Annotated in this window: 21 protein-coding genes and 2 pseudogenes; 18 read left to right on the top strand and 5 right to left on the bottom strand. The window is 30.1% G+C overall.

What is annotated here, in order from left to right; all coding sequences use genetic code 11:
• Nucleotides 1–7: 7 nt before the first annotated feature.
• On the bottom strand, nt 8–1,417 hold the full coding sequence (locus B5S50_RS13025; RefSeq protein ID WP_065078874.1) for an aspartate ammonia-lyase: 1,410 nt from the start codon (nt 1,415–1,417) through the stop codon (nt 8–10).
• A gap of 259 nt (nt 1,418–1,676) precedes the next feature.
• On the opposite strand from B5S50_RS13025, the gene B5S50_RS13030 reads away from it, so the two are divergent.
• The 13 genes from B5S50_RS13030 (at nt 1,677) to B5S50_RS13085 (ending at nt 15,206) form a co-directional block, all read left to right on the top strand.
• Nucleotides 1,677–3,104, top strand: a complete 1,428-nt coding sequence (locus B5S50_RS13030; RefSeq protein ID WP_217302025.1) for an amino acid permease — start codon at nt 1,677–1,679, stop codon at nt 3,102–3,104.
• Between the two features lie 370 nt (nt 3,105–3,474).
• Entirely contained in the window at nt 3,475–4,623 is a 1,149-nt protein-coding gene (locus tag B5S50_RS13035) for a methyl-accepting chemotaxis protein (protein WP_065078872.1), read from the top strand.
• A gap of 417 nt (nt 4,624–5,040) precedes the next feature.
• Entirely contained in the window at nt 5,041–5,553 is a 513-nt protein-coding gene (locus B5S50_RS13040) for an RNA polymerase sigma factor (protein WP_207644818.1), read from the top strand.
• A complete protein-coding gene (locus B5S50_RS13045; protein WP_217302026.1) occupies nt 5,550–5,999 on the top strand; it encodes a hypothetical protein in 450 nt (149 codons plus the stop codon). Before B5S50_RS13040 ends, B5S50_RS13045 begins: the two co-directional genes overlap by 4 nt.
• Nucleotides 5,980–6,504, top strand: coding sequence for a hypothetical protein (locus tag B5S50_RS13050; RefSeq protein WP_217302027.1), 525 nt, complete (start codon nt 5,980–5,982; stop codon nt 6,502–6,504). The genes B5S50_RS13045 and B5S50_RS13050 overlap by 20 nt, the downstream gene beginning before the upstream one ends.
• Nucleotides 6,497–6,802: a DUF5668 domain-containing protein gene (locus B5S50_RS13055; protein ID WP_217302028.1), complete on the top strand. Its 306-nt coding sequence runs from the start codon at nt 6,497–6,499 to the stop codon at nt 6,800–6,802. Before B5S50_RS13050 ends, B5S50_RS13055 begins: the two co-directional genes overlap by 8 nt.
• Before the next feature lie 487 nt (nt 6,803–7,289).
• Nucleotides 7,290–7,412, top strand: a complete 123-nt coding sequence (locus tag B5S50_RS21835) for a hypothetical protein (RefSeq protein WP_302180668.1) — start codon at nt 7,290–7,292, stop codon at nt 7,410–7,412.
• Nucleotides 7,413–7,635: 223 nt separating this feature from the next.
• Nucleotides 7,636–9,453 (top strand): group II intron reverse transcriptase/maturase, encoded by a 1,818-nt coding sequence (ltrA, locus tag B5S50_RS13060; protein ID WP_254306596.1) that lies wholly within the window; start codon nt 7,636–7,638, stop codon nt 9,451–9,453.
• 244 nt (nt 9,454–9,697) lie between these two features.
• Nucleotides 9,698–10,828, top strand: a complete 1,131-nt coding sequence (locus tag B5S50_RS13065) for a tyrosine-type recombinase/integrase (RefSeq protein WP_065078868.1) — start codon at nt 9,698–9,700, stop codon at nt 10,826–10,828.
• Nucleotides 10,825–12,786: a tyrosine-type recombinase/integrase gene (locus B5S50_RS13070; protein WP_122057631.1), complete on the top strand. Its 1,962-nt coding sequence runs from the start codon at nt 10,825–10,827 to the stop codon at nt 12,784–12,786. Before B5S50_RS13065 ends, B5S50_RS13070 begins: the two co-directional genes overlap by 4 nt.
• Nucleotide 12,787: 1 nt before the next feature.
• A complete protein-coding gene (locus B5S50_RS13075) occupies nt 12,788–13,159 on the top strand; it encodes a DUF6262 family protein (protein ID WP_065078866.1) in 372 nt (123 codons plus the stop codon).
• Nucleotides 13,160–13,250: 91 nt separating this feature from the next.
• Nucleotides 13,251–14,522: a WS/DGAT domain-containing protein gene (locus B5S50_RS13080; RefSeq protein WP_217302030.1), complete on the top strand. Its 1,272-nt coding sequence runs from the start codon at nt 13,251–13,253 to the stop codon at nt 14,520–14,522.
• A gap of 33 nt (nt 14,523–14,555) precedes the next feature.
• Nucleotides 14,556–15,206 (top strand): HAD-IA family hydrolase, encoded by a 651-nt coding sequence (locus B5S50_RS13085; RefSeq protein ID WP_217302031.1) that lies wholly within the window; start codon nt 14,556–14,558, stop codon nt 15,204–15,206.
• Between the two features lie 253 nt (nt 15,207–15,459).
• Here B5S50_RS13085 and B5S50_RS13090 read toward each other — a convergent pair whose 3' ends face one another.
• Nucleotides 15,460–16,311, bottom strand: a complete 852-nt coding sequence (locus B5S50_RS13090) for an AraC family transcriptional regulator (RefSeq protein WP_065078863.1) — start codon at nt 16,309–16,311, stop codon at nt 15,460–15,462.
• Nucleotides 16,312–16,505: 194 nt separating this feature from the next.
• Here B5S50_RS13090 and dapA point away from each other — a divergent pair, with 194 nt between their 5' ends.
• The 5 genes and pseudogenes from dapA (at nt 16,506) to B5S50_RS13110 (ending at nt 20,494) form a co-directional block, all read left to right on the top strand.
• Entirely contained in the window at nt 16,506–17,387 is an 882-nt protein-coding gene (gene dapA, locus B5S50_RS13095) for a 4-hydroxy-tetrahydrodipicolinate synthase (RefSeq protein ID WP_065078862.1), read from the top strand.
• A gap of 33 nt (nt 17,388–17,420) precedes the next feature.
• Nucleotides 17,421–18,689 (top strand): dicarboxylate/amino acid:cation symporter, encoded by a 1,269-nt coding sequence (locus B5S50_RS13100; RefSeq protein WP_217302032.1) that lies wholly within the window; start codon nt 17,421–17,423, stop codon nt 18,687–18,689.
• Between the two features lie 260 nt (nt 18,690–18,949).
• Nucleotides 18,950–19,090: pseudogene (locus B5S50_RS21600) on the top strand (recombinase family protein); the annotation flags it as partial.
• Nucleotides 19,064–20,086: pseudogene (locus B5S50_RS13105) on the top strand (RNA-guided endonuclease InsQ/TnpB family protein); the annotation flags it as partial. The pseudogenes B5S50_RS21600 and B5S50_RS13105, both read left to right, overlap by 27 nt.
• Before the next feature lie 162 nt (nt 20,087–20,248).
• Nucleotides 20,249–20,494 carry a hypothetical protein gene (locus B5S50_RS13110; protein WP_065078881.1) on the top strand — a complete coding sequence of 82 codons (246 nt, stop codon included), beginning with the start codon at nt 20,249–20,251 and terminating at the stop codon, nt 20,492–20,494.
• Nucleotides 20,495–21,192: 698 nt separating this feature from the next.
• Here B5S50_RS13110 and B5S50_RS13115 read toward each other — a convergent pair.
• Genes B5S50_RS13115 through B5S50_RS13125 form a run of 3 tightly spaced genes read right to left on the bottom strand, consistent with a single transcriptional unit; the run spans nt 21,193 to nt 25,599 of the window.
• A complete protein-coding gene (locus B5S50_RS13115; RefSeq protein WP_065079905.1) occupies nt 21,193–22,464 on the bottom strand; it encodes a SpoVR family protein in 1,272 nt (423 codons plus the stop codon).
• 5 nt (nt 22,465–22,469) lie between these two features.
• Nucleotides 22,470–23,672, bottom strand: a complete 1,203-nt coding sequence (gene yhbH, locus B5S50_RS13120) for a sporulation protein YhbH (protein WP_065079789.1) — start codon at nt 23,670–23,672, stop codon at nt 22,470–22,472.
• 4 nt (nt 23,673–23,676) lie between these two features.
• Nucleotides 23,677–25,599, bottom strand: coding sequence for a PrkA family serine protein kinase (locus tag B5S50_RS13125; RefSeq protein WP_065079790.1), 1,923 nt, complete (start codon nt 25,597–25,599; stop codon nt 23,677–23,679).
• Nucleotides 25,600–25,682 lie beyond the last annotated feature (83 nt).

Consider the following 25,682-nt stretch of genomic DNA (forward strand, 5'->3'; position numbering starts at 1 on the left):
ACCTATATTAAGCAAATTCATATTTTTTTAATTCCCTAGGTTCAGTCATACTTATAGGATCTAGTATACGATCTAATTCAGATTCTTTTAAAATACCATTTTGAAGTATGATCTCTTTTACTGGCTTTCCTGTTTTTATAGCACTTTTTGCAATTGAGGCAGCCTTTTCATATCCAACATAAGGTGTAATGGCAGTAACTATGCCAACACTATTATCCACTAACTTCTTACATCTATTTGTATTTGCTGTTATACCTGAAATACAATTTTCTGTAAAAGTTTTTACACCGTTAGTAAGAGTTTCTATGGATTCAAATAAGTTAAAGAATATAACTGGTTCAAATGCATTTAATTCCAGTTGACCAGCTTCAGCAGCCATTGTTATTGTAACATCATTTCCTATAATATTAAAGGCTACTTGAGTCATTACTTCTGGAATTACAGGATTAACTTTTCCTGGCATTATGGAAGATCCGTTTTGTTTTGGTGGAAGATTTATTTCTTCTAAACCTGTTCTTGGACCTGATGACATAAGTCTTAAATCATTTGCCATTTTGGATAAGTTAACGGCACAGGTTTTTATGGCGCCAGATACTGACACAAAACCATCCAAATTTTGTGTGGCATCTATCAAATCATCAGCTTGTTCTAATTGTACACCAATAATATCACTGAGTATAGGTACGACTGTATTCATATATCTATTATCTGCGTTTATTCCAGTACCTATTGCAGTACCACCTAAATTTAATACTTCTAATTCTTTTTTTGCGGCTTCAAGTCTTGAAATGTCTCGTTTTATAACGGAACTATAAGCCTTAAATTCTTGTCCTAATCTAATGGGAACTGCATCTTGAAGCTGAGTTCTTCCCATTTTTATAATATTATTGAATTCTTTTGCTTTTATTTCCAATTTCATATCTAATTTCTTTAGTTGTTCTATAGCTTTTAAAAGAAGTTTTAAAGCAGTTATTTTTCCTGCAGTTGGGAAGACATCATTTGTAGATTGTCCCATATTAACGTGATCATTAGGATGTACAATTGAGTAGTCTCCCTTTTTACCACCTAAAAGCTGGATAGCTTCATTTGCAATTACTTCATTTGCATTCATGTTTGCAGAGGTACCAGCTCCACCTTGAATAGGGTCTAGTATGAATTGATCTTGCAAATTACCTCCGAGTATTTTATCACTAGCCTCAATTATTGCTTTTTCAATGTTTTCATTTAAAAGACCTGCTTTATAATTAGCTATAGCTGCTGCCTTTTTTATTTGAACAAGGCTTTTTACAAGCTCTGTATTTAATTTATATCCTGTTATATTAAAATTTTCAGCTGCTCTCAATGTTTGAACTCCATAATAAGCCTCTGTAGGTACTTCCTTTGAACCGATGGAATCACTTTCAATTCTAAAATCCATAAATATTCCCCACCTTTATTTTTAAATTTATAAATTGTAAATGCTTTTTCTTTTAATTTAATAATAACCTGTTAATTTAAAACAGTAAACAAAATTAAGAAAACTCCGTAATAATGAAAATAAATCACTATATTTAGTTTATAAAAATTAGAAAAATATAGGGTTAACTTAAAAAATTAAGGTGGTAATAGTATTGAATGTTTTTTCAAATTTAACAAATACTATCCTTAAGATTATATAGGCTTGAGGTGGTATATTAATGAAAAGTAATCATAAAGGACTTTCAGTAGGTCAGCTTACAATGATGGCTTTAGGAACTGTAATTGGTGGTTCATTTTTCCTAGGTTCTGCTGTGGCTATTCATGCATCAGGTCCTTCTATTATTATTGCTTACATACTGGGAGGAATTTTAGTATATTTTATTCTTTCTGCACTTTCTGAGATGACTGTATCTAGCCCAGCTCCAGGATCCTTTGCTACCTATGCAGGTAAAGCTTTTGGACGTGGAACTGAATTTATGGTGGGATGGGTTTATTGGACAGGAATGGTTCTAGCTATGTCCAGTGAAGCAGCAGCAATATCGATTTTAATTCGCAGGTGGTTTCCTAAAGTATCCATATCTTTAATAGGAAGTATTATTATTATTTGTATTACATTGCTCAACTTGTTGGGTGCAAGTAAATTGAGCAAGCTAGAGAGTGCTCTTGCTTCTTTTAAGATAGCTGCCATACTATGTTTTGTTATTATTGGCATACTTCTAATTACAGGGTTAATAGGTGGAGTCTCACAAGTTAAATTAGGTCAATTAGGAAGAGAGCCTTTTTTTGCTGGGGGAATAAAAAGCATTGCAGGAAGTATGCTTACAATTATGTTTGCCTATGCTGGTTTTGAGATAATTGGTTTAGCTGCTTCAGAGACTGAAGATCCTAAAAAGGTAATTCCGAAAGCCATTAGATATACTGTTTTAAGCCTTGTTGGCCTTTATATAGTTTCTGCAGCTGTAATTATATTTTTAATTCCTACAGCTGCCATTAGTGAAAATGTGAGTCCTATGGTAGCAGCCCTTAATAATTGGGGAATGGGTTGGGCAGGTAATGTTATGAACATAATAATGATTACTGCTATACTTTCTACAATGTTAGCAGCTATGTTTGGACTTGGAAGGATGGTTCGCTCTCTTGCAGATGGAGGTTATGCACCTGCATTATTGAGGGATAAAAAGGATGTGCCTTATAGAGGAATAATGTTTTCAGGATTCTCCATGCTTTTAGGGCTTATAATTGGACTTTTATTTCCAAAGGTTTATTTGTTTTTAGTAAGTTCAGGAGGTTTTGCATTACTCTTTACCTATGCAATTATTGTAGCTTCCCATATTCGTTTTCGCAAAAAAAACTTACAAGAGTTAAAGAGAAAAGGATATCCCTATGGTTCATTGATTAGTTTAATAAGTCTTGTTGTTATTATTGCAAGTATGCCCTTTATTTCAGGGCAAACCTCAGGTCTTATAGCTGGAATTATAATTATAGCTGTATACTTATTTATATATTTAGGTGTAGAAGTCTATAAAAGAACTAGGAAAGCTATAAATGAGAATAATAAGTTAAGTGTAAAAAAGCAAATAGTTGATTTACTTACAGAGTTTTCTGAGGAAATTACTGATCATAAGAAAGATAAAAAAGGAGAGTAATTACATGTGAGTAATTTCAAATAAAACTTTTATTCTATTTTTTATAATCTTAATTCCCCATGAATATTTTTAAATTAAAAATAAGACATAATAAATATTTTGTTTAATTTATTATAACATAATATAGTCTTAAATCCAGTTTTTATTAAAATAGTTACATAAAAGTACCATAAAGAGTAACATTTATTTACTTATAATGTAATTTTATGTAAAATTGTAGATAAAATTTGTTACTAATAATAAAAAAATTCATTTAATTTCACAATAATATGACAAAATATTTATTATGTACTAATAATGTAAATTATATTTTATAGTACCACAGTTTAATTAAAATGTTTAATATAGAATGGAAGGGAATAGTGAGGATATGATCAAGGTAAATCAAATAGACAGTGTAAAAGAATTTGCTAAAGTTCAAGCAAATTTAGTATCTGGTGGAGTTGTGTACGGGATTATAGAAGGTGATACCATGAAATGGGTACAATCTTCAGATTTATCTAGTATAGATGTATTTCATGTTGGTAAAAAATTTGATAGTAATAGTACATCTCTTACTGCAATTCGAGAAAAAAGAGTATTGTCTCAGAAAGTTCCTCGTTCCGCTTATGGAATGAGACTTTCAATAACTTCAATTCCTATAGTGGACGAACATGATGAGGCTGTTGGTGTTTTTTCTATGGCTTTTCCAAGATTACATCCTGTAGCAAAAGCTTTTGAAAATTTTGCACCTATATTAGCTGAAATGTTTTCAGAAGGTGTTTTTTTATGCTTAACTGATCTTGAAAAATTTGTATATGTGCAATCTTCAAAACAATTTGATATTAATTCTATAAAAATAAGAGATGAATTTGAATCAGATTTTATCAGTAAAAAAGTGATAAGCACAGGAAAAGCCAAAGTTGAAAAAATAGATGCTGTAAAGTATGGTACTCCTGTTATGATGTTAGGTTATCCACTAATTGATGAAGATTCAAATGAGGTTGTTGGTAGTTTTGTTATAGCTATGCCAAAGGAGACTGAAGCAGAGTTACGTAATATGTCAGGCAATCTTACGGAAAGTATAACAGGGATATCTTCTGCTATTGAAGAATTGGCAGCATCAGCATCACAAATACATACCAATGAACAGGAACTTAATAATGATATAAGTCAGATAACAGAATTATCAGAAGAAATAAATAAGATATCTTCTTTTATAGAGGATATTGCAAATGAAACAAAGATGTTAGGACTAAATGCTGCTATTGAAGCTGCTAGAGCAGGACAAGCTGGCAGTGGTTTTGGTGTAGTGGCAAATCAAATAAGAAAACTTTCTGAACAAGCTAAGAGTACAGTGCCTAAGATTAAGAAATTAACGGATAATATTGAAGAAAAAGTAGATGGATCTAGCAAGAAAAGTAAGGGATCTCTAGCTTCAAGTCAGGAACAGGCTGCTGCGACTGAAGAAATTACAGCAAGTATAGAAGAGATAACTACTATGTCAGAAAAATTAAGTGAAATTGCACTTAAACTTTAATCCTATAGAGTTTCTAAACGAAAAATCAACTTATGCTCTGGATATTTTTTACAACCTTCAGCTCCTTAAATATTTTGATAAGGCTAAGAAAAAAATTTAAAAAAATACTGAGAACTTTTCAAAACTCGTACCTCAAACAATTCAAAAGTTCTAGATTTTTTAAGAATTTTTTCCTAAGACTTATATACAAAATATTTAAAAGAGCTTCATTGTTGTAAAAATATGCTTGCGTATAAGTTGATTTTTAAGTTAGAGATTTATCCGATAATTATCCTCATATGATTACTCTAAATAAAATTTGAACTTATAAATAGAAATATGCTGACAAAATTGAAAGCACATTTAAAAAATTTTTAAATTTAATGAAGTGTTTTTTGTTTCTGAATCGTTATAGTAAGTGTAAGGATAAAAAGGGCGGTGATGATTATTCAAAGAGATGAATTTGCAAATTATATAAAACAATATGAACGTTTAATCATTACTATATGTTTATCTTTTACAAAAAATTATTTTGATGCAGAGGATTTGGCACAACAAACTTTTCTGGCTGCTTATAAAGATTATGAGAAATTTCAAGGAGAAAATTTTAAAGCCTGGCTTACTAAAATTGCTGTAAACAAGTGTAAAGATTATATGAAAAGTCCTGCACGAAAAATAAATAGTTTAACTGATGAAGAATATGAATGTCTGGAAGACAAGAAAAGTTGTATAGAAGATACTGTAATAGAAAATGATACTTCACGGAAGATACATGACTTGTGCAATAAATTAAAGGAGCCTTACAGGACTGTAGCCATAAATTATTTTTGTAAAGATATTAAACTTTCCCATATGGCTGAATCTACGGGGCAAAAACTAAAAACTCTGCAGACGCATTTGTATAGATCAAAAAAATTATTAAAGGTTTTATGGAAGGAGGAGTTTATGTGAGTGAAGTTCTGTTTGATGAAAATGGACATTTAACTGAAAAATCCATAAGATGCCTTAAGGATGGTTCCTTAAATAGTGAGGAGAGTATCATGATTTTAGATCATGTTTCTGAATGTGAAAAGTGTAGTGCCTATCTTGCTGATGGTTTTGATGATACTGAACTTGTAAAAGCTCCTTCTGGATTTTGTGATGAGGTAGAGAATAAAATAAAAAAAAGGAAAAGCAATGAATTCATTTTTTACTCAGTTAGGGTTTCAATTGCAGCTTGTATGGCACTCGTAATTGTTTTTTCAAATACATTAAATTTTATAGTAAATTCAAAAAAAGTAGCGGGTATTGCACCGCCAAATTTAAGTATCGTAAACTCAATAAATACAAATATAAGTAATTTTTCTCAGAAGATAATTAATATGGAGGGTTTTAGTAATGAGAATGAAAAAAGGTAAGATTTCAACATTTATTTTTTCACTTTTACCTGGTGCAGGACATATGTATATGGGATTTATGAAGATGGGAATATCTTTTATGTCAGCTTTCTTTTTTGTAATATTTATAGCTGGCTGGCTTAACATAGGTCCTCTCTTGTTTGTGTTACCTCTTATTTGGTTTTATTCCTTTTTTGATTGTATAAACAAACGCTATTCTTCAGATGAAGAATTTTTAAATCTAGAAGATAATTATTTGTTTTCACTTGATAAGCTATTGAAAATTGATCAAAAAGTATTTACAAAACAAAGATTATTTGTAGGTATAGTATGCTTATTCCTTGGATTGTATTTAATATGGGATAATGTAATGAATACTTTATGGGGGCATATTCCAAATGAGATATATGAGATGCTTTCTGATGTAACGAGAACTGCACCTAGAATAATCATAGGCATTGCAATAATTGCTGCAGGTATAAAATTGATCAAAGGTAAAAAGAGGGAGATGGATAAAGATGTTTAAAGGTCGTAGAGTTGGCACCCTTACGGCAGGCATAGTGCTCGTTATGTTTGGAACAATGTTTTTGCTAAATAGGATGCTTCCAAATATGAATTATTATCTAATAGTGTCATTGTGGCCTATTATTCTAGTACTTTTAGGTATTGAAATTATTGCAGGTTATATAATAAATAATGAAGAAAAGATGAAATATGATGCAGGTGCCATTATTTTAGTAATATTATTATCTGTTTTTTCAATGGGTATGGCAGGTGTCCAGTTTATAATTCTTCATTTTCCCCAATGTAAGATCATTTTTTAAATAGGGAAAATCCTATTAAATTAATTTTAAATAGTAATTGACAGAAGCAGGTTTGATGTTTAACATTAAACCTGAAATTTTTGCGTATATTTTAATAGAAATATAGTGTAGATAATTGTGCGACTTGTTTCTAAGTAAAAAGCTTAGACTAATTAGCTGATTAAATTCAGAAATTAGAACTGTTATTACGAGAAATCAAATGATAGAGTAACGCCTTGAAGGGTTTCCACTAATACTCCGATTAGCGTCTTAATAAGTAAATATTAAGAGGTTGAAAGCTCGGTGAAGACGACTGAGAGCCACTGTAAGTAGATGAAATAATCCCTACACGAAATGCGAACTAGAGGTAGTCGAGTGGTGATAGGACGGGTGTCTATAAAATATCTATGGTTAGGATGTTGCTTAGCAACTGACAAAGTTGGGAATGTACAGGTCTAAACTACAAATATCTAGAAATGGATATAACACATATGTGTGGTAAGTGTGGATGAGTAAAATTAGTTACTATGAAAATCCATATAGTGTTATAGGCATTATCAAACTTACAGGCTTATACCAACAACCTAAGGATATATGTAAAGATAATAATAACGGAACAAGGAAAGCTTAGAATATGGAGGTTTTACTACCTATGAAGTAGTGGTAAGGAAAAGAGTATATCTATAACTTATCTTAATCTAAGTGATGGTGGTGGCATGAAGCAAAGATAACTATCGTAATGATAGATTAGTAATAGCCACTAGACAATTTGTTATATGAAAATTAAATACTGAATAAAACCAAGGTTCGAGTAAGACTAAGAGATGTTAAATCCGTTAAAGGAGAAAACAGACTTGGAGGAAAGCTTAAAATTAGAGAAAAGACAGTTACTAAGAAATAATGAATATTACACAATTCAAGGCACATTTGACAATCTGTATAATCAATCTTGTAACAATAAAAAGTTTACAGACCTAATGCAGTATATAACCTCTAAGAATAATATCTTACTGGCATATAGAAATATCAAGAAAAACAAAGGTTCAACAACATTTGGAACTGACAATCTTGATATAAGCTACTTCAAGGATATGAAAACAGACAAATTTGTTACACGTATCCGAAATAAACTAGCAGACTATATACCAAAAAGTATAAGACGTGTGGAAATTCCTAAACCAAATGGTAAAACTAGACCACTAGGAATACCATGTATCGAAGATAGAATTATCCAACAATGTATTAAACAAGTGTTAGAGCCTATATGTGAAGCCAAATTCCATAAACATAGTTATGGTTTTAGACCTAATCGGTCAACAAGCCATGCAATAGCAAGAAGCATGTATCTAATGAATATAAATAAACTACACTACGTAGTAGATATAGACATCAAAGGTTTCTTCGATAACGTCAATCATAGTAAATTAAAAAAACAAATGTGGAATTTAGGAATTCAAGATAAAAACTTGCTTAGCATAATTGGAAAAATACTAAAATCAGAAATACAAGGAATAGGAATACCAACAAAGGGTACACCACAAGGTGGCATAATTAGTCCATTGTTATCAAATATAGTTCTTAATGAACTGGATTGGTGGATTAGTTCACAATGGGAAACTTTTGAAACAAAACATAGTTACACACAAAATAACAAAGATAAAGCATTAAAGAAAACAAATCTCAAGGAAATATTCTTAGTAAGATATGCAGATGATTTTAAAATTTTTTGTAGAGACTATAAAACTGCACAGAAAATCTATAATGCTACAAAAATATGGTTAAAAGAGAGATTGGATTTAGATATAAGTCCTGATAAATCTAAGATAACCAACTTAAGAAAGAATTACACAGAGTTCTTAGGATTTAAACTAACACTAAAACCCAAGAGAGGTAAATATGTATGTCAAAGTAGAATGTGTGATAAAGCTAAAAAGAATACTGTTGACAAGCTAAAGAAGCAAATTAAGAAAATCCAAAAGCATTGCAATGGTATAGAAGTAAATAAATTGAATTCAATGATATTAGGAAGTCACAATTATTATAATAGTGCTACAAATGTATCATTAGACTTTAGAGAAATAAATTTCTTAGTTATAAAAACCTTGGAAATACGTTTAAGGAGTTATATATCAGATAAACCTAAGTTTTCGAAAACCTATGAACGGTTATATGGAAACTACAATGGAAAAATCAGAACGATTCATGATGTTACGATATTTCCAATCTATGGTTGTAAAACAAAACCACCTATGAGTTTTAGTCAAGATATCTGTAATTATACAAAACTTGGCAGAGAAAAAATCCATAAAAATCTTAGAGGCTATAAACACTTAATTAACCACCTACTAAGAACAACAAATGGAAATAAAACTGCTGAATTTGACGATAATAGAATATCTTTGATTGCTGGACAACAGGGTAAATGTTATATTACAGGGTTAGACTTGGAAATAGATAACATGGAATGTCATCATAAAAAACAAAAATGTGATGGTGGAACAAATGAATATAAAAATCTTGTTTGGATATGTGGAGAAGCCCACAAGCTTATTCATAGTACTAAACAAGATACTATAAACAAATATCTAGGTTTATTGTCCCTTGATGAAAAAGGGTTAAATCGTGTCAATTCTTTAAGAAAGTTAGTAGGAAATTCAGTTATTTTTAATTAGAAAGTAATAAATTGTTGGGGCGCCGTATGAGTTCGAAAGTCTCAAGTACGGTGTTAACTGGGGGAAAAGGTGGAGATAACATCAAAGTTTTACCTATCAGAACAAATAGTGTTTATAGTATTTCATGTACTACTTTTATATAAGAATATAACTTAAATTACTATAAAAATAGTTAGAATAATTAAAGTGAGTATAGTAGAAACTATGATTGAAATAAGTAAATCATAGGAGGATATATAACAGTATGGAAGTAGTGAAGGTAAAGACAGAAGATAATAAAGAGAGATACTTTGTTGCAGATGATAATGGATTACCTATAGAGTCAATATTGAAATTTATAAGGTTTAAGGATAATACTAATTATGCAAGAAATACGTTAAGGATGTATTGCCAGCATTTAAAATTATACTTTGAATATTTAGAGCAAAGAAAATTGGATTTTCAAGCTGTTACTATAGATGATTTGGCGTTGTTTGTGAATTGGTTGCAAAATCCTTATAAGAGTTTAAAAGTAATACCAACTAATAAGGTTGATTCAGCAAGGAGTCCAAGAACCATAAATATTGTAGTAAATACTGTTTTGATGTTTTATGACTATGTTTTAAGGTATGAAGAGTATAGCAATAATATTTCAGATAGACTTAAAAAATTTGTTTCTACTCCAAGTAGAAACTTCAAAGGATTTTTATTTGGCATAGACTATAAACAAAAGAAAGTTACAAGTAATATATTAAAACTTAAAGTTCCAAAATCTAAACCTAAAACTTTAACTAAAGAAGAAATAACTATACTTATAAATGCTTGCAATAACTTTAGAGATAAATTTTTATTATCACTCTTATATGAGACAGGATTACGAATAGGCGAAGCCTTATCATTATGGATTGAAGATATTGATATAAGTGATATGGTAATTGATCTCAAAGATCGTGGCCAACTTGAAAATAATGCAGAGATTAAGACAGTTTCAAGTCCTCGTAGAATAGATATATCTCAGAATTTGGCCGATATGTTTATGGAATATATAGCTGAATATCATACTGAAGAAGTTGAAACCAATCATATCTTTATAAAAATTAGTGGAAAAAACAAAAACAAAGCTATGGACTATGTAAATATAGATAACTTGTTTAGAACCCTTAAAAAGAAAACAAGAATATATGTTACACCACATATGTTTAGACATAGTTCATTAACTACACTCAGAATGGCAGGATGGCAACCAGAGCTGCTTAGAATTAGGGCTGGCCATAAGAATATTTATACTACTTTAAATACATATATTCATCCCTCAAAAGAAGATATAACGAAAGCATTTGAAAAGACTAAACCTAATTTAGATTTGGATATATATAATGGGGGAGAAGATCAATGAATAACAATTTACAAAAAATTAGAACTGGCCAATTAAATAAGTATGAAGAAATAATTAAATATTTGAAACAAGATAATAGTTATTGGTTAGATAATGATAAATGGGATTTAACTAAAGAATTTTTTATAGGAAAAAAGCATAGCTATATTTTTAAGTATTTAGACTTTAGTAACGTTAACTATGAGCAATTAAAGAACGAAGTTAAGTTTTATATTGTATATAACTTAAAAAATAAATATATAAAGAAATCTACAATAGCACCTTTAAATCCGAGTATTCAAAAGTTAGCATTATTTACGGATAAATACAAGTCCTTTTTAGAATTTGACTTAGAGAAGTCTAAGATAAAGTGGAAAGTTTTTTTAAGAACTAACGGTATAAATGGTGGAAAGTCTAATACAAGATACTATAACTTTTTTGATTGTGTTTTAGACTTTGTTAAAGATTTTTACGATAATAGAGAAGAAACCGAAAAAGATATATGGTATTCAAAGAATATTAAAGGTGCTAAAATTCCTGCAAGTGGAGCAAGCCATGGAACGTATCTATCTATTAACTTCACAGCTATACCACAATACTATCGTGATGAAGTTAAAAGGTATTTTAAAACTATTATAACTAAAAAGAATTGGTCATCATGTAATAATACTTTAAAATATTTAAATTACTTTTTTAACTATTTTTATTCTAATAGTTATAGTGATGGGTTTATTGAAAATTTAAATAGAAATGACATAGAAAAGTATTTATACTATATAGGCAATGACAGAAAAGGTAAAAATAGAACAGAAAATTCAAAGTATGTAAGTTTTATAAGAACATTTTTAGAATATATTCAAATAGCTCAATATGATAAAGCACCTAAAAAAGAAGTGTCATTTTTAATATTTCAAGATGATATTCCGAGAAGAGAATTTGTACGAGACGAAATGAGAAGAGTTAAATTTATTCCAGAGCCTATATTAAAGCAATTAGATAACAATATTATGGAATTAGATAGACCACAGTATATACCTATCTATATTCTTCTTAGAGAAACTGGGTGGCGAGGTACGGATATACTAAATCTTAGATATGATAATTGTTTAGAACAGATTTGGAATAGTAAAGAAGACAAATACAATTATTATCTTTGTGGTGAAATAACTAAAACAGGTATAGCACAACTTAAAATTCCAATTAGGGATAAGGTTGCTGAAATGGTTCAAAAATCTATTAATAAATCTAAAGAACTTAGTACAGAAGAAAATAATCCTAAGAAATATTTGTTTAATACCTATGAAGGTAAATTAAAAGGAAAGCCATTAAATAAGACATCTTTACTAAACGCTATAAAAAGGCTTATTGAGCAAAAGGATATTAGGGATGTTAATGGTGAGTTATATTATTTTAGACTTCATTCTTTAAGGCATACAAGAGCTAAGGAATATGTAGAACAAGGTATGGGGATTAGTATCATACAACAAATTTTAGGTCATCAGAGTCTCCAAATGACAGTTCATTATGCTACTGTAACAGAAAATATACTCTACGAGAAATGGAAGAATACTGAGGACTTAGACTTATTTAGAGTTAATACTGAAACCAACAAACTTGAACAAGTAGATTTAAACTCTGATGATGGAGAAAACCTAATAAGATATGAGTATGTTAAGAAGAATCTGGATGCAGTTAGAGTACCTTTTGGTGTATGCTTTAAACCTTCTAAATTACCTTGTAAGCAACAAATGAATCATTGTTTAACCTGTGCAAGTTTCTGCACCACTGTTGAAAATATACCAGAATATGAAGAAGAAATAGACCATGTTAAGAAGCAGATAGAGGTTAGTGAAAGATGTGGTAGAGAATTATGGGCTGAGAAAAATAAAACATATTTAAAACTGTTAAAAGATACTTTATTAAGAGTTAAGGAACAGAAAATCGTTCATAAAAACGGTAAATCAAGGGAGGAAGCTTAGAATGGGAAGTACAAAAGGATTAAAAGAATATGCAAAACACAAAACAGAAGCTACTTTAGAAAAAGTAGACAAATCTATTCGAGAGCTTTCCTTGAAAGGTGAAAAAATTAATTTCAATAGTGTTTGCAATCTAAGTGGTGTATCTAAAACTTTTCTTTATAATAATGCTGAAATTAAGCAAAGAATTGAGGAACTTAGAGATAAACAAACAGAAAAAGTTATAAAACAAAAACTTAAATATGATAAAACTGATAAATCAAAAGACATTATTATAATGGCTAAAGGTAAAAAGATTAATGAATTACAAGAAGAAAACAAGAAGTTAAAAGAACAATTAGAAATTCTCAGAGGTAAATTATATGAAAAAATATAAAGTACATTGTTTATATGTAGTCTATGTGTAAAGCTATAAAAATCAATATGTTTAGCATATGCTACACGAGATATTAATAGGAGTGAGAGATATGTTAATGAATGATGTTAAAAGGTATAAAGCTGAAACTTTTGATATAATGCAATTTATGTTTGAAAAGTTCAATGATCATCAACTTCATTGTGTAATTGAATTGGATAGCCATATTGATGAAAATTGTTTAAAAAAGGCAGTACATATGTCAACTTGGGAATTTCCGTTATTAACCTGTAAGTTTGTAGAAAAGAAATCCTCACCTTATTGGCAAAGTTGTGAATTTACAACAGATGATATTGTAAGAATAATTGAAACTGAAAAGATTTATGAGGAGATAGAAAAATGTATTGTACTAAAAACAGATACATTTAAAGGACCGCAGCTTAGGGTAAATATTATAAGAAGTAGTACTTGTGATTGTCTTTGTATAATAATTAATCATATGCTCTGTGATGCTGCAGGTTTTAAGGATTATCTTTACATGTTAAGCTCTATATATTCCAACCTAAAAGATAACCCGGGCTATACCCCTAGTTTTCAGATGAGTTCTAGAAGTGCAAAACAGGTACTGGATAATTTTAGTAATCTGGATAAGGCTAAAATATTTTTCTCTTCATCACAGGTATCCAAATACAATGGGGGCGTCTATTTCCCTTTAGAAGGGGATAATAATAGTCCTTTTGTTGTTATTCATAAGATTACCAAAGATAGAGTTAAATTTATAAAAAAATATGCTAAGGAAAGTAAAACAACTATAAATGATATTGTTATTGCATCATATATAAGGGCTCTTTACAAGAAATTACATTGCAGCCATATAGCTCTTCCTTGTCCTGTGGATCTTAGGAGATACATTCCAGAAAAGAAGGCACAAGGAATATGTAACTTAACATCAAATATGGTATGTGATATAGGAAAAGATATAGGTGGAAATTATAAAGAAACTCTTTTGAAGGTAAAAAAATCCATGGAACATGAAAAGAAAAGTTTTTCATGTCTTAATGGTCCAATGATGCTTGAAATTATATTTTCTCTATTACCTTATAAATTTGCAAAATCACTTATATTCAAGTCATTCCACAATCCTCCTATAGCTATGACCAATATTGGAATTATAGATAAAAAGAAGCTTTCATTTTATGGAGCTGGGATTAAAGATGCTTATATGAATGGATCTATTAAATATAATCCTTATTTTCAAGTTGCACTTACTACCTTTGATGATGAATTCACTTTTAGTGTAAACTTTTGTGGTACACAGAAAGATAGACAGAAGATTAAGGTTTTTTTGCAAACCCTTGATGATGAACTCCCCAAACTGATATAATTTAACTTATATAGCATTTGGGGGGAGTATAAAATGAAATATAAATATATATTATTTGATTTGGATGGAACAATTACAGAGTCTAAGGAAGGAATAACTAAATCAGTACAGTATGCATTGAAGAAATTTGGTATTATAGTGGAAAGTCTTGATTTGCTTGAAAAATTTATAGGACCACCATTAAAATATTCATTTAGTGAATATTATGGTTTTGATGAAAATAAGTCTCTTGAGGCAGTGCAGTATTACAGAGAATATTTTGAGAAAAAAGGAATAATGGAAAACAAAGTGTATGACTATATTGAAGATTTACTAAAGCAATTGAAAGAGCTGAAATTAAAATTAATTATAGCGACATCAAAGCCTACTAAATTTTCAAATATAATATTAAATAACTTTAATCTAACCCCCTATTTTGATGCCATTGTTGGCAGCAATATGAATGGGACAAGATGTACAAAAGGCGAAGTAATAAAGCATGTAGTAGAAAAGTATAAGATTAACCCTAATGAAGCTGTAATGATAGGAGACAGAAAATATGACATGATAGGGGCAAGACAAAACAACATGGATTCTATAGGAGTAACCTATGGATATGGATCTCTAGAAGAATTAAAAGAAGAAGAGCCAACTTATATAGTAGATAATGTAATGGATATATTGAATAAAATTACACAGAAATAAAGAGAGATTCTAAGCAAAAAATCAATTTATACTCCGAATATTTTACAACCACAAGTACGATTAAATATTTTGATAAGTCTAAGCAAAAAATTTAAATGTACTTGCTTATTGTAAAATGTTTCTACGTATAAGTTGATTTTTAAGTTAGAATACCTATGCAAATTGTAAAGTTTAAAAATGAATCTATAAGTGTTGAAATTTGTCATTACATGATCTGTATAAGTTAACTTTCAAACTAGAAACTCTATAATGATTAGCTTTTGTAGTATTTTTTAGGAGAAAGTCCAAACATCTTTTTAAAGGCTCGCACAAAGTTGGAGTAATCTCCAAAACCAGATTTTACGCAGGCATCTGATGCATTTTCACCATTTGATATCAACAAATTGGCCATAATCAATCTTTTCTGAAGTATATAATTGTGAAGTGTATACCCGGTTTGTTCTTTAAATTTGTGCATTAAATAGTACTTGCTTACATAAAATTTAGAGGATAGAGCATCTACAGAAAGATTTTTGCTTAAATTCTTATTTATATAATCTAGAATATTATCCATGCTCTTATCATATTTTATGTCATTGGATTCTGAAATATTTTTTTGTTTCAAAAACAATCTATTTATATAGACTATAAACTGTAGAAAATAGGAAATCCTCAGTACGCTGTAACCTAATTCTTTGTTTTTAAAGGTATCTTCAATTTGAAAAAGTATTTTTTTTACATCTGCAAGCCATGCACCTTCAAGTCTCAATAAATTAAATCTTTGTTTTGATGCCAGCTCAAAGCAGCTTAATAAATTACAGTTATGATTATATCTTACTAAAAAGTCTGAATTTAGCCACATAATTATACGTTCGTAGGTTTCGTTTGAGTCTATTATAGCTTTGTGTATATCATTGCTGTTTACAAGAAGTATATCCCAGGGCTTTAATTTGTAGGATTTACCCTCTATTAAATAGGTTACATTGCCTGATATAAATATTACTATTTTATTAAAATTATGATAGTGAAATTGAAATTTAATATCTCTTTTATCTTTTAAGTGAAATATTTCAAAGTCACTTTTCAAATAACCTCTCTTTACTTTTTGAGTTGTATTTTCAATCATTCAATCATACCTCAACTATATTATATTTATATGCTAAAGCATTTTTCGCAATATTTCAAGCACTTTTCGCAATAAAACAAGTAAAAAATCAGTATATAATAAGTATAAGGCATTTAAAAGAAAATAGGCTATCATATTGACCAGTTATTTATTTGAAGATGCTTAAAGATTAAATGAAAAAATGAGGTGTTTTTATGAGTTTATTTACTGGTTCTGCAGTTGCAATTGTAACTCCATTTAAAGATGGCACTGTAAACTTTGATAAATTAAAGGAACTTTTAGAATGGCATATAAAATCAGGTACAAAAGCCATAGTTGTTTGTGGAACTTCAGGTGAAGCCACTACAATGACGGAAAAAGAAAAGAAAGATACTATAAAGTTTACTGTAGATACGGTAAATGGAAGAATACCAGTAATAGCTGGTACAGGTAGTAATTGTACTGCGCAGGCTGTAGATATGAGCGTATGGGCTGAAAGCGTAGGGGTAGATGGACTCCTTGTAATTACTCCTTATTACAATAAAACTACACAAAAAGGAATTATAGAACATTTTAAAGTAATAAACGATAGAGTAAAAACTCCTATAATAGTTTACAATGTTCCAGGAAGAACAGGATTAAATATACTTCCAAAAACTTTGAAAAAATTATGCGAATTTAAAAACATAAGCGGAATAAAAGAAGCCAGTGGCAACATAAGTCAAATTGCTGAAATGAAAGCACTTTGTGGTGACAGAATTGATATATATTCTGGAAATGATGACCAAGTAATTCCAATATTGTCTTTAGGGGGATGTGGGGTAATATCTGTAATGGCAAATATAGTACCCTGTGATATGGAAAAAATGTGCAAATTATTCTTTAAAGGTGATATAAAGGCTGCACTTAAATTACAGTTGGATTTATATTCACTTATAAAGGCAATGTTTATAGAGACGAATCCTATTCCAGTAAAAACTGCTATGAATATTTTAGGCAAAAATGTTGGAAACTTGAGACTTCCGCTTACTACTATGACGGATGAAAACTTAAAAATATTAAAAAATGAATTAAAAAATTACGGACTTTTAGGATAGAAATTAATAGTTTGTAGAAAGGAGTGATAGAAAATGAAAAATTTTTTTAAAAACTACAAGTTTTCCATTATATTATTAGGCTCAATAGTTTTAGGTGCAATTGTAGGTGTATTGTTAGGATCTAAGGCACTAGTATTAAAGCCTTTTGGAGACTTATTTTTAAATTTAATGTTTATGGTGATAATACCTTTGGTATTCTTTAGTGTTACTTCTGCTATAGCAAACATGAAAGGTATGAAAAGATTAGGTAAAATTATGGCAAGTACCTTTGTAGTATTTATATGTACTGCGCTTGCAGCGGCTGTGATTGGTTTTATAGGTGCTTTAATAGTAAATCCTGCAAGAGGCATAGATTATTCAGCTCTTAAAAAGATTGTAACAGCTGGAGGAGGTGCTGCTGATAAAGTGAAGCAAGTAGGGCTTTTACAGCAGATTGTAAATACTCTTACTGTTTCAGATTTTGTTTCCTTATTTTCTAAAAGTAATATGTTGCAGCTCATTGTATTTTCAGTGCTTTTTGGTATTTCGACTTCAGCTCTTGGGGAAAAGGCTGAACCTGTTGCAAAATTTTTAGAGGCGGCATCTAATGTAATGATGAAAATGGTTAAAATAATAATGTACTATGCTCCAATAGGTCTTGGATGTTATTTCGCTGCAGTAATAGGATCTCTTGGACCACAAATACTACAGGGATATTTAAGAGTATTTCTTCTATATATAGTTATATCAGTTATTTACTATTTTGGGTTCTTTACTTTCTATGCATTTTTAGCTGGTGGCAAGATTGGAATTAAAACATTCTGGAGAAACGCTGTAGCTCCAACGATAACAGCACTGGCAACTTGCTCAAGTGCAGCAAGTATTCCTGTTAATTTAGAGTGTACAAAAAAAATGGGAGTACCAGAGGATATAGTTGAAACTGTAATTCCATTAGGGGCAAATATTCATAAAGATGGTTCTGTAATTGGTGGTGTTATGAAAATTACTTTCTTGTTTGGACTATTTGGAAGAAATATGACTAGTCCTTCAGCTATACTTTCCATAATTTTTGTATCCTTTTTAGTTGGAGCTGTAATGGCAGCTATACCTAGTGGAGGTATGATTGGTGAGATGCTTATATTAAGTGTGTACGGACTTCCAACGGAGCTGCTTCCTATAATTGCAGTTATAAGCGTAATAATAGATGCACCAGCTACTGTGCTTAATTCTACAGGAAACACAGTAGCTAGTATGGTAATATCCAGGCTTGTAGAGGGGAAGTTAACATTTCAAAAAAAGTATGGCATAATGGAAGATAAGTAAGACTTGTAAGATTGTATAACTTAACTTTTGCACATAAGAAATTTTGACTTAAGATAGGAATATTGCGTCGCAACCTTAGTAAAGAACAAAGTTCAAAGTTTAAATATCAAATAAGGATAATTTTCTTCCTAACGTCAGAAAATATTAAAATTATAGATTTCCTAAGGTACGAGGGAAATCATCTTTATCTGTTCTTTGTTATTTGGACTTTAAACTCTAATTATTAATTCTTAACTATTAACTCTTAATTAGATAAAGTGGGGTATAGATATTATTCACAAGAGCAACTTAATCATTTTTTAGGTATAAAAGGTATTGAAACTAAAAAAGTAATTGGATATTGTAGAGTTAGTTCCCACAAACAAAAAGATGACCTTGAAAGGCAAGAAGATAATTATAAAAATGGTGGGAAATTTATATCAGATAATGATTTGAGAAAAGAAATAACAATACTCAAACAAGATAGTCTAAGTTGGCTAAATGAAGTATCTAACAATGTGGCTAAACAAGCTGTTAAAGATGGTTGCGATGTTTATAAGAAGTTTTTCAAAAAGTTAGCTGATAAGCCAAGGTTTAAGAGTAGAAAAAAATCTAAGCCATCTTTTTATAATGATACATCAAAGCTTAAAGTTAAAGAAAATTCGGTGTTAATTGAAAAGGTTGGTTGGATAGATATAAAGAAAAATACAATGCCTATGAACTGTAAATATACTAATCCGAGAATAAGTTTTGATGGAAAGTATTGGTTCATATCAGTAGGTATAGAAAAAGAAAATCCAATAGTAGAATTAACAAATGAAAGTATTGGTATTGATGTTGGGGTAAAGGATTTAGCTATATGTTCTAACGGAATGACTTTTAAAAATATCAATAAGACAAAAGTTGTAAAGCAACTTGAAAAAAGGCTACGTAGATTACAACGTAGGGTATCTCGCAAATACCTAAAAAATAAAGAAGGGAGTAAGTTTGTCAAAACAGGTAATATTATAAAAATCGAAAAGCAGATTAAATTACTTCATAGAAAATTAGCAAATATAAGAAGTAATCATATTCACCAAGCAACAAATAAGATAGTGAAAACCAAGCCATCGAGAGTTGTTATGGAAACACTTAATATTAAAGGAATGATGAAGAACCGATATTTAGCAAAAGCAATAGCAAAACAATGTTTGTATGAGTTTAAAAGACAAATGCAATATAAATGTGAGTTTAATGGTATTGAATTTGTAGAAGCAGACAAATGGTATCCTTCATCAAAAACTTGTAGTGAGTGTGGACATATAAAGTCAAAGCTTTCACTATCTGAAAGGACATATATATGTGAGGAATGTGGTTGTGTTATAGATAGAGATTATAATGCAAGTATCAATCTATCAAGATATGAATTAGTAGGCTAATCACTTAAAAGATACTACTAATATGTACCATGCGTTGTATGGGAATTTAAGCCCTCGGACTATTATATCAAACCAAAGTAGCTCTATAGTAAAATGGGATAGGCCGAACAGGGAATTAAACAAGCTTTATAGAGTTCTATAATGTTTTGGCAATGGTATTTTATGAAGTATAAAATTGGACACGAAATTCAATTTACTCAAAGCTTTTGGTTACCAGTAGAAGGTGGTAAAAAGCTGAAAGTATTAAAAGGCGATAAAGCTGTAGTAGTTAAAAAAATAGATGATAATTCAGGAGAAATATTATATATGACAGGGGAGGCTTCAGGCAAAAGCCAAGTTATAAATATTCAAGTGGATGATCAAATAGATGGGGATTATATAGCAAGACAAATAATGGAAGGACTTTAATTAAAGCATCATAGGTATTATAAGCCAAAAATCAACTTATACTCCGAATGTTTTTAGTAATTAAAAATTAAGAGTTAAGAATTAATAGTTATGGATGATTTTCTTCCGTTAGCACTTCAGAAAATCTAAAATATGGTATCACTTACGCAAAGACTCAAATTTAAAATTTTTCGTAGCGTAGAGGAGAAAAATTGACCTTCACTATTCATTCTTAATTATCAATTCTTAACTTAAAAATATGCCTGCATATAAGTTGATTTTTAAGTTAGAATACCTACGCAGATTGTAAAGTTTAAAAATAAATCTATAAGTGTTGAAAATTGCTAATTATAAATCTTGGTTGAATTTATAATTTTAGCATTTAAATTAAACTGACAATTTGGACAAGGTTAATTCTAGAGTTAACTATCTAGAGGGCTTTAAACTTAGAAAATCTATATAGTGATTCTAATTGAAATTTTAACTTATACATGAAATATACTAACAAAAGTGAAATCACACTTAAAAACTTTTTTTATAAGTCTTAGTGAAGTATTTTAGAAAGTCTTAGAAGCTTATATATGTCTGAGGTACGAGTTTATATAAGCTTCTTTAAATTTTCAAAATACTGAATTTTAGACTTATAAAAAGTTTTTAGTGTGATGATTTTTGTTAGTATATGTCCGGTATAAGTAAACTTTCTACTTAGAAACCCTATATTAATCACATCTTAAAGTTTTATAAGTAATAGTAGTAGGCTCGCTGCAGCATACTTCTATATCTTCTTTGCTTATTTTGGTATTTAATTTCACGGGATATCCCCACAATTCATAAATGCATTTTAAAGTAGCTTCCATATAATTTGAATTTAATTCTCTCCCATCGTAAATATGTTTTAATACGAGGGTATTGTCCTTTTTTAAAATATCATCAACGACAATATTGGGAATGGAACCCATACCACAATTATTGCATAGGGTATTCCTGATTTCAATCCATCCTTTTTCATCAGGAATTTCTTTTATTACGTAGTCACTGCGTTGTTTTGCATATTCAAATAAATTTAGTTCATAACACAGCTCTTTTGTTAAGTATCTTCTAATAAAAGAGGCATCTCTTTCCAGTGATCTTACTTCAAATATTTTATTTTGTCCGTATCTTTTATCTAAGTCTTCAAATATTTTAAAGCCAATATAATAGGGGTTAATTCCTCCCATAATAGGTGTAATTACATCATTATGTCTTTTAATGAATTCAATGTGAAGTGAAGGCGAAAGGTCCAGTCTATTTAAGGTCTTGTAGTGCCAGTAACTTGCCCAACCTTCATTCATAATCTTTGTTTCAACCTGAGGTATAAAATATGCAGTTTCTTTTTTTACTACATATAAAACATTTTTTTGCCATTCTTCTAAGTCACTGTGATTTATAATAAAGTTTAGTAAGTCTTCTTTTGATTCTTCTTCTGTTTTTTTTAATCCTATAGCCCTATTTGTTTGAAATCTTATGGAATGAGCGGCATTTAAAATTTTTTCTACTCCTTCATACCCGATGCTTGGGTCATTTATATATTCTCTTATCATATCTGCGTCATTTTTAAACATTTCAAGAGTATAGGATGCTTTAGTACCCTCTTTAAACAATCTGTTATTTTTAAAGAAATCATTATGTCCGTATACATGAGCCATTGTTAGAATTTGCAGTAACAGTGTATTGTCCTTCATCAAATAAGCAAGACAGGGATTTGAGTTTATTACCATTTCATAAGGAAGTCCTGTAAGGTTATATTTGTAAAGTGATTTTGTCCTATCATAGGATTTGCCAAAACTCCAGTGAGGGTATCTAGCAGGCATTCCCAGATAGGCTTCGTATCCTATCATGTCTGTATAACTTACAATTTCAAATTCTTGAGGATAAAAGTCAAGTCCTGATTTTTTAGATGCATCTTCTATAATGTCACACCATTTTTCTAAATCTGTACCTGTATATTCCAGAAAAATCACCTTCCTTCCAGTTCTTTTTTCAATATTTTTTTAAGGGATATCCATAAGTCTTGCTTCTCATTAATAGTTACAGTAGAAAAGTTATTTTTATCTATTCCTCGACGGAAAATGTTTTTTATATTACTTCCAAAATAGCTGGGTATGATTTCTGCATAGCTAAAAAGATTGCAGACTTCACATAAATCTTTGGCAGCTTTTAAAGCACGTTCGTTGTCTTCATCCCAATTGTCACCGTCACTTACATAAAAGGTATATACGTTCCAGTAAGCAGGATTATAATTTTCTTCAATTACTTCAAGAGCTTTATTTAATCCGCTGGATATATAGGTTCCACCAGATTCTACTTTGTGGAAAAATTCATTTTCAGTAACTACTTTTGCTTTAGTGGAGTGAGAAATAAATTTAATTTCAACATTATTGTATTTAGCTTTTACAAATTGATACAGAATAAAGAAAAAGGATCTAGCTAAGAATTTTCTTGTGCTATCCATGGAACCTGAGGTATCCATTACGCATATAACAGCAGCATTTAATTCACGCTTTTTTTTCTCTTTTATCCTGAAGTATCTTAAATCTTCCTGCCTGAAAGGAAATCTTGAGTCTATATCTTTAGAAATAATTTTATTTTTAAACAGTGGGTCTTTGGAAGCTTCTCTAATATCTCGTTTAGAGTTTTGCTGTCTTTTTAGCTTTTCTATAACAGTTCTTTTCTTAGCGAGCCTTGGATTTATTCCATTTCTTTGATATCCTGCTTTTTTTAAGGATTTTTTAGACAGTAGTTCTGAAAATTTTTTTTTGTCCATCAAAGGTAGCTCCATATCTTCAAGAAGGTAATTCATAAGTTCTTCTAAGGTAATTTCCGTTTCGTACATATCTTCCCCTTCTTCGTTACCTGCACCGCCTTTGCCTTTGCCTCCATTTTTCGCTAGGGATCTTCCAATTTTATCTCCTCTTTTTTGAGATCCATTTCCACTTCCAACTTGGGGACTGTTGTCTCCATATATAAAGTGATATTCTTTAATGCCCTTTATGGGAATTTTAATTTTCTTATCTTTACTCTGACCTATAATGCTTTCTTCTGATATTATATCTGCAAGATTATCCTTTATGGATTTCTCTACTAATTGCTTGTGGCGCCTTCTATCTTCTAAGGATCTATCATGGTGATCCCTTGGATCAAATTCTCTAAAAATAGCCATAATATCAATCCTTCCATAGGTTGTTGGCAGCGTATTTTAAAATAACGTCACAGCAGTGGTTACAATATCCATCTGCCTTCATTTCCTCAACCATGGAATTATATTTTTCGTTTTGTTCCTTGCCCCTTACTTTTGACTTAGTTATAACTCTGGATAGTTCTTTTACAGATGCAGTGAGTTTTTTCTCAATAGCTTCTTTAAGAGGTTCGTAGGAAGTATAGCTGATTTTTCCTCCATTTCTTATAACGTAGAACATATATGAAGTTACATCTGTTCTAAATCCTTTTGCAGAATTTTCGGAGATGCCAATATGTTCTTCTATAGATCTCATGAAAGTCTCATCTGGTTCTAATTCTTCTCCAGTAGATTGATCTTTAATTTTATTTTTATTTACATAAGCTTCTGCATGATCTAGGTAATTATCAAAAAGACTTTCTGCCTGTTCTTTAAAACTGTGAATAAAAGCTCTGGTTATTTCTTTTTCCAATACTTTGTTGTATTCTTTTCTAATGGTATCTTTTATAAAAGTTAAATATCTTTGTTTATCATCTTCAGCTATATCCAAATCTTTAACTGCTTTTGTTAAGCTTTCTATTACGCTAAGAGGATTTATACAGTTGTATTCTGAGTTTGAAAGTGCACTATCTAAGGCTTTTACTATAAACCTAGTGGAAATTCCTGTCATTCCTTCTCTAGAACCTGCTTCCTCTTTTAATTCTGAAAAGTCAATTTTTTTAGTTGTGCCTTTTTCAACGATATCTTCTCCATTGTAAATTTTTAATTTTGTCATAGGATCTACCTTGTTGGAAGGTGAAAGTCTGGATAGAATTGCGAACATTGCTGCTATTTCTATGGTGTGGGGTGCTATATGTGCATTAAATTGACTCTTGCCAAGTATTTTTTTATATATTTTAATTTCTTCATTTAATTCCATGCAGTAAGGAACTTCAATTTTTACTATTCTATCTAGTATTGCTTCGTTAGTATGGTCAGATTTAAATTTGTTCCATTCAGATTCATTGGAATGTGCTAGAATAATTCCATCAAAATAAATCATTGAACCCTTACCTGGAGATGGAACTGATTTTTCCTGGGTAGCTGTAATTATTGTGTGAAGATATTCCACATCATTTTTAAAAACTTCAATAAATTCTACAAGCCCTCTATTACCTACGTTGAAAGCACCATTTAGCGAGAATATTCTAGGATCATCTTCAGGGTACATATCCATCTTTGATATATCAATGGAACCTGTGAGTACGGATGTATCTTGGTTATTAGGATCAACTGGGGGTACTACTCCAATGCCTTTTCTTGATCGTATGGAAAAGTCAGTAGTAGTTACAGGAAATTTTTCATATTCGCCGCCGTAATCATGCTTTAGCCTATATTTACAAACAGGACATAAATCGCCTTCAATTTCTACACCGAGTGCTTTCTCAAAACTTCCTTTTAAATGTTTTGGTATAAGGTGCAGAGGCTCTTCTCTCATAGGACATCCTTCAAGAGTATAAATAGGTTCTGAGGTTTCAAGGGCTTTTTTAATTGATTCTACTAAAGATGATTTACCAGCTCCTACAGGACCTACTAGGTAAAGCACCTGTCTTGATTCTTCTCCCATCATTGCTGCAGAGTGGAAATAGTTAACTAGTTTCATTATGACTTTGTCAATTCCAAAAAAGTCATCTTTGAAAAAGTTATACCTTCTAATTGGTTCATTTCCATATAATTTTTTTATTCTTGGATTTTCTTCAGGCTTTAAAACTTCATAACCTTTATTCATTATAATATCATACATTCTTCTATGAGATAATTTTACGATTTTAGGGTTCTTTTTTACAATTTCTAAGTACTCTAGAAAAGTTCCTTTAAACTCATGCTTTTTTCTTATTTCCCTGTCTTTTTCAATTATATCCTTAAAGTTCATATTCTCCTCTCCTTTTTATTATATCTATTAAATACTACGCAGCATGGGCATTTATTATGTATAATAATTGATAGCACTTGTGA

The organism is Clostridium sp. 001, from assembly GCF_019056555.1.
Taxonomy (GTDB): Bacteria; Bacillota; Clostridia; order Clostridiales; family Clostridiaceae; genus Clostridium_B; species Clostridium_B ragsdalei.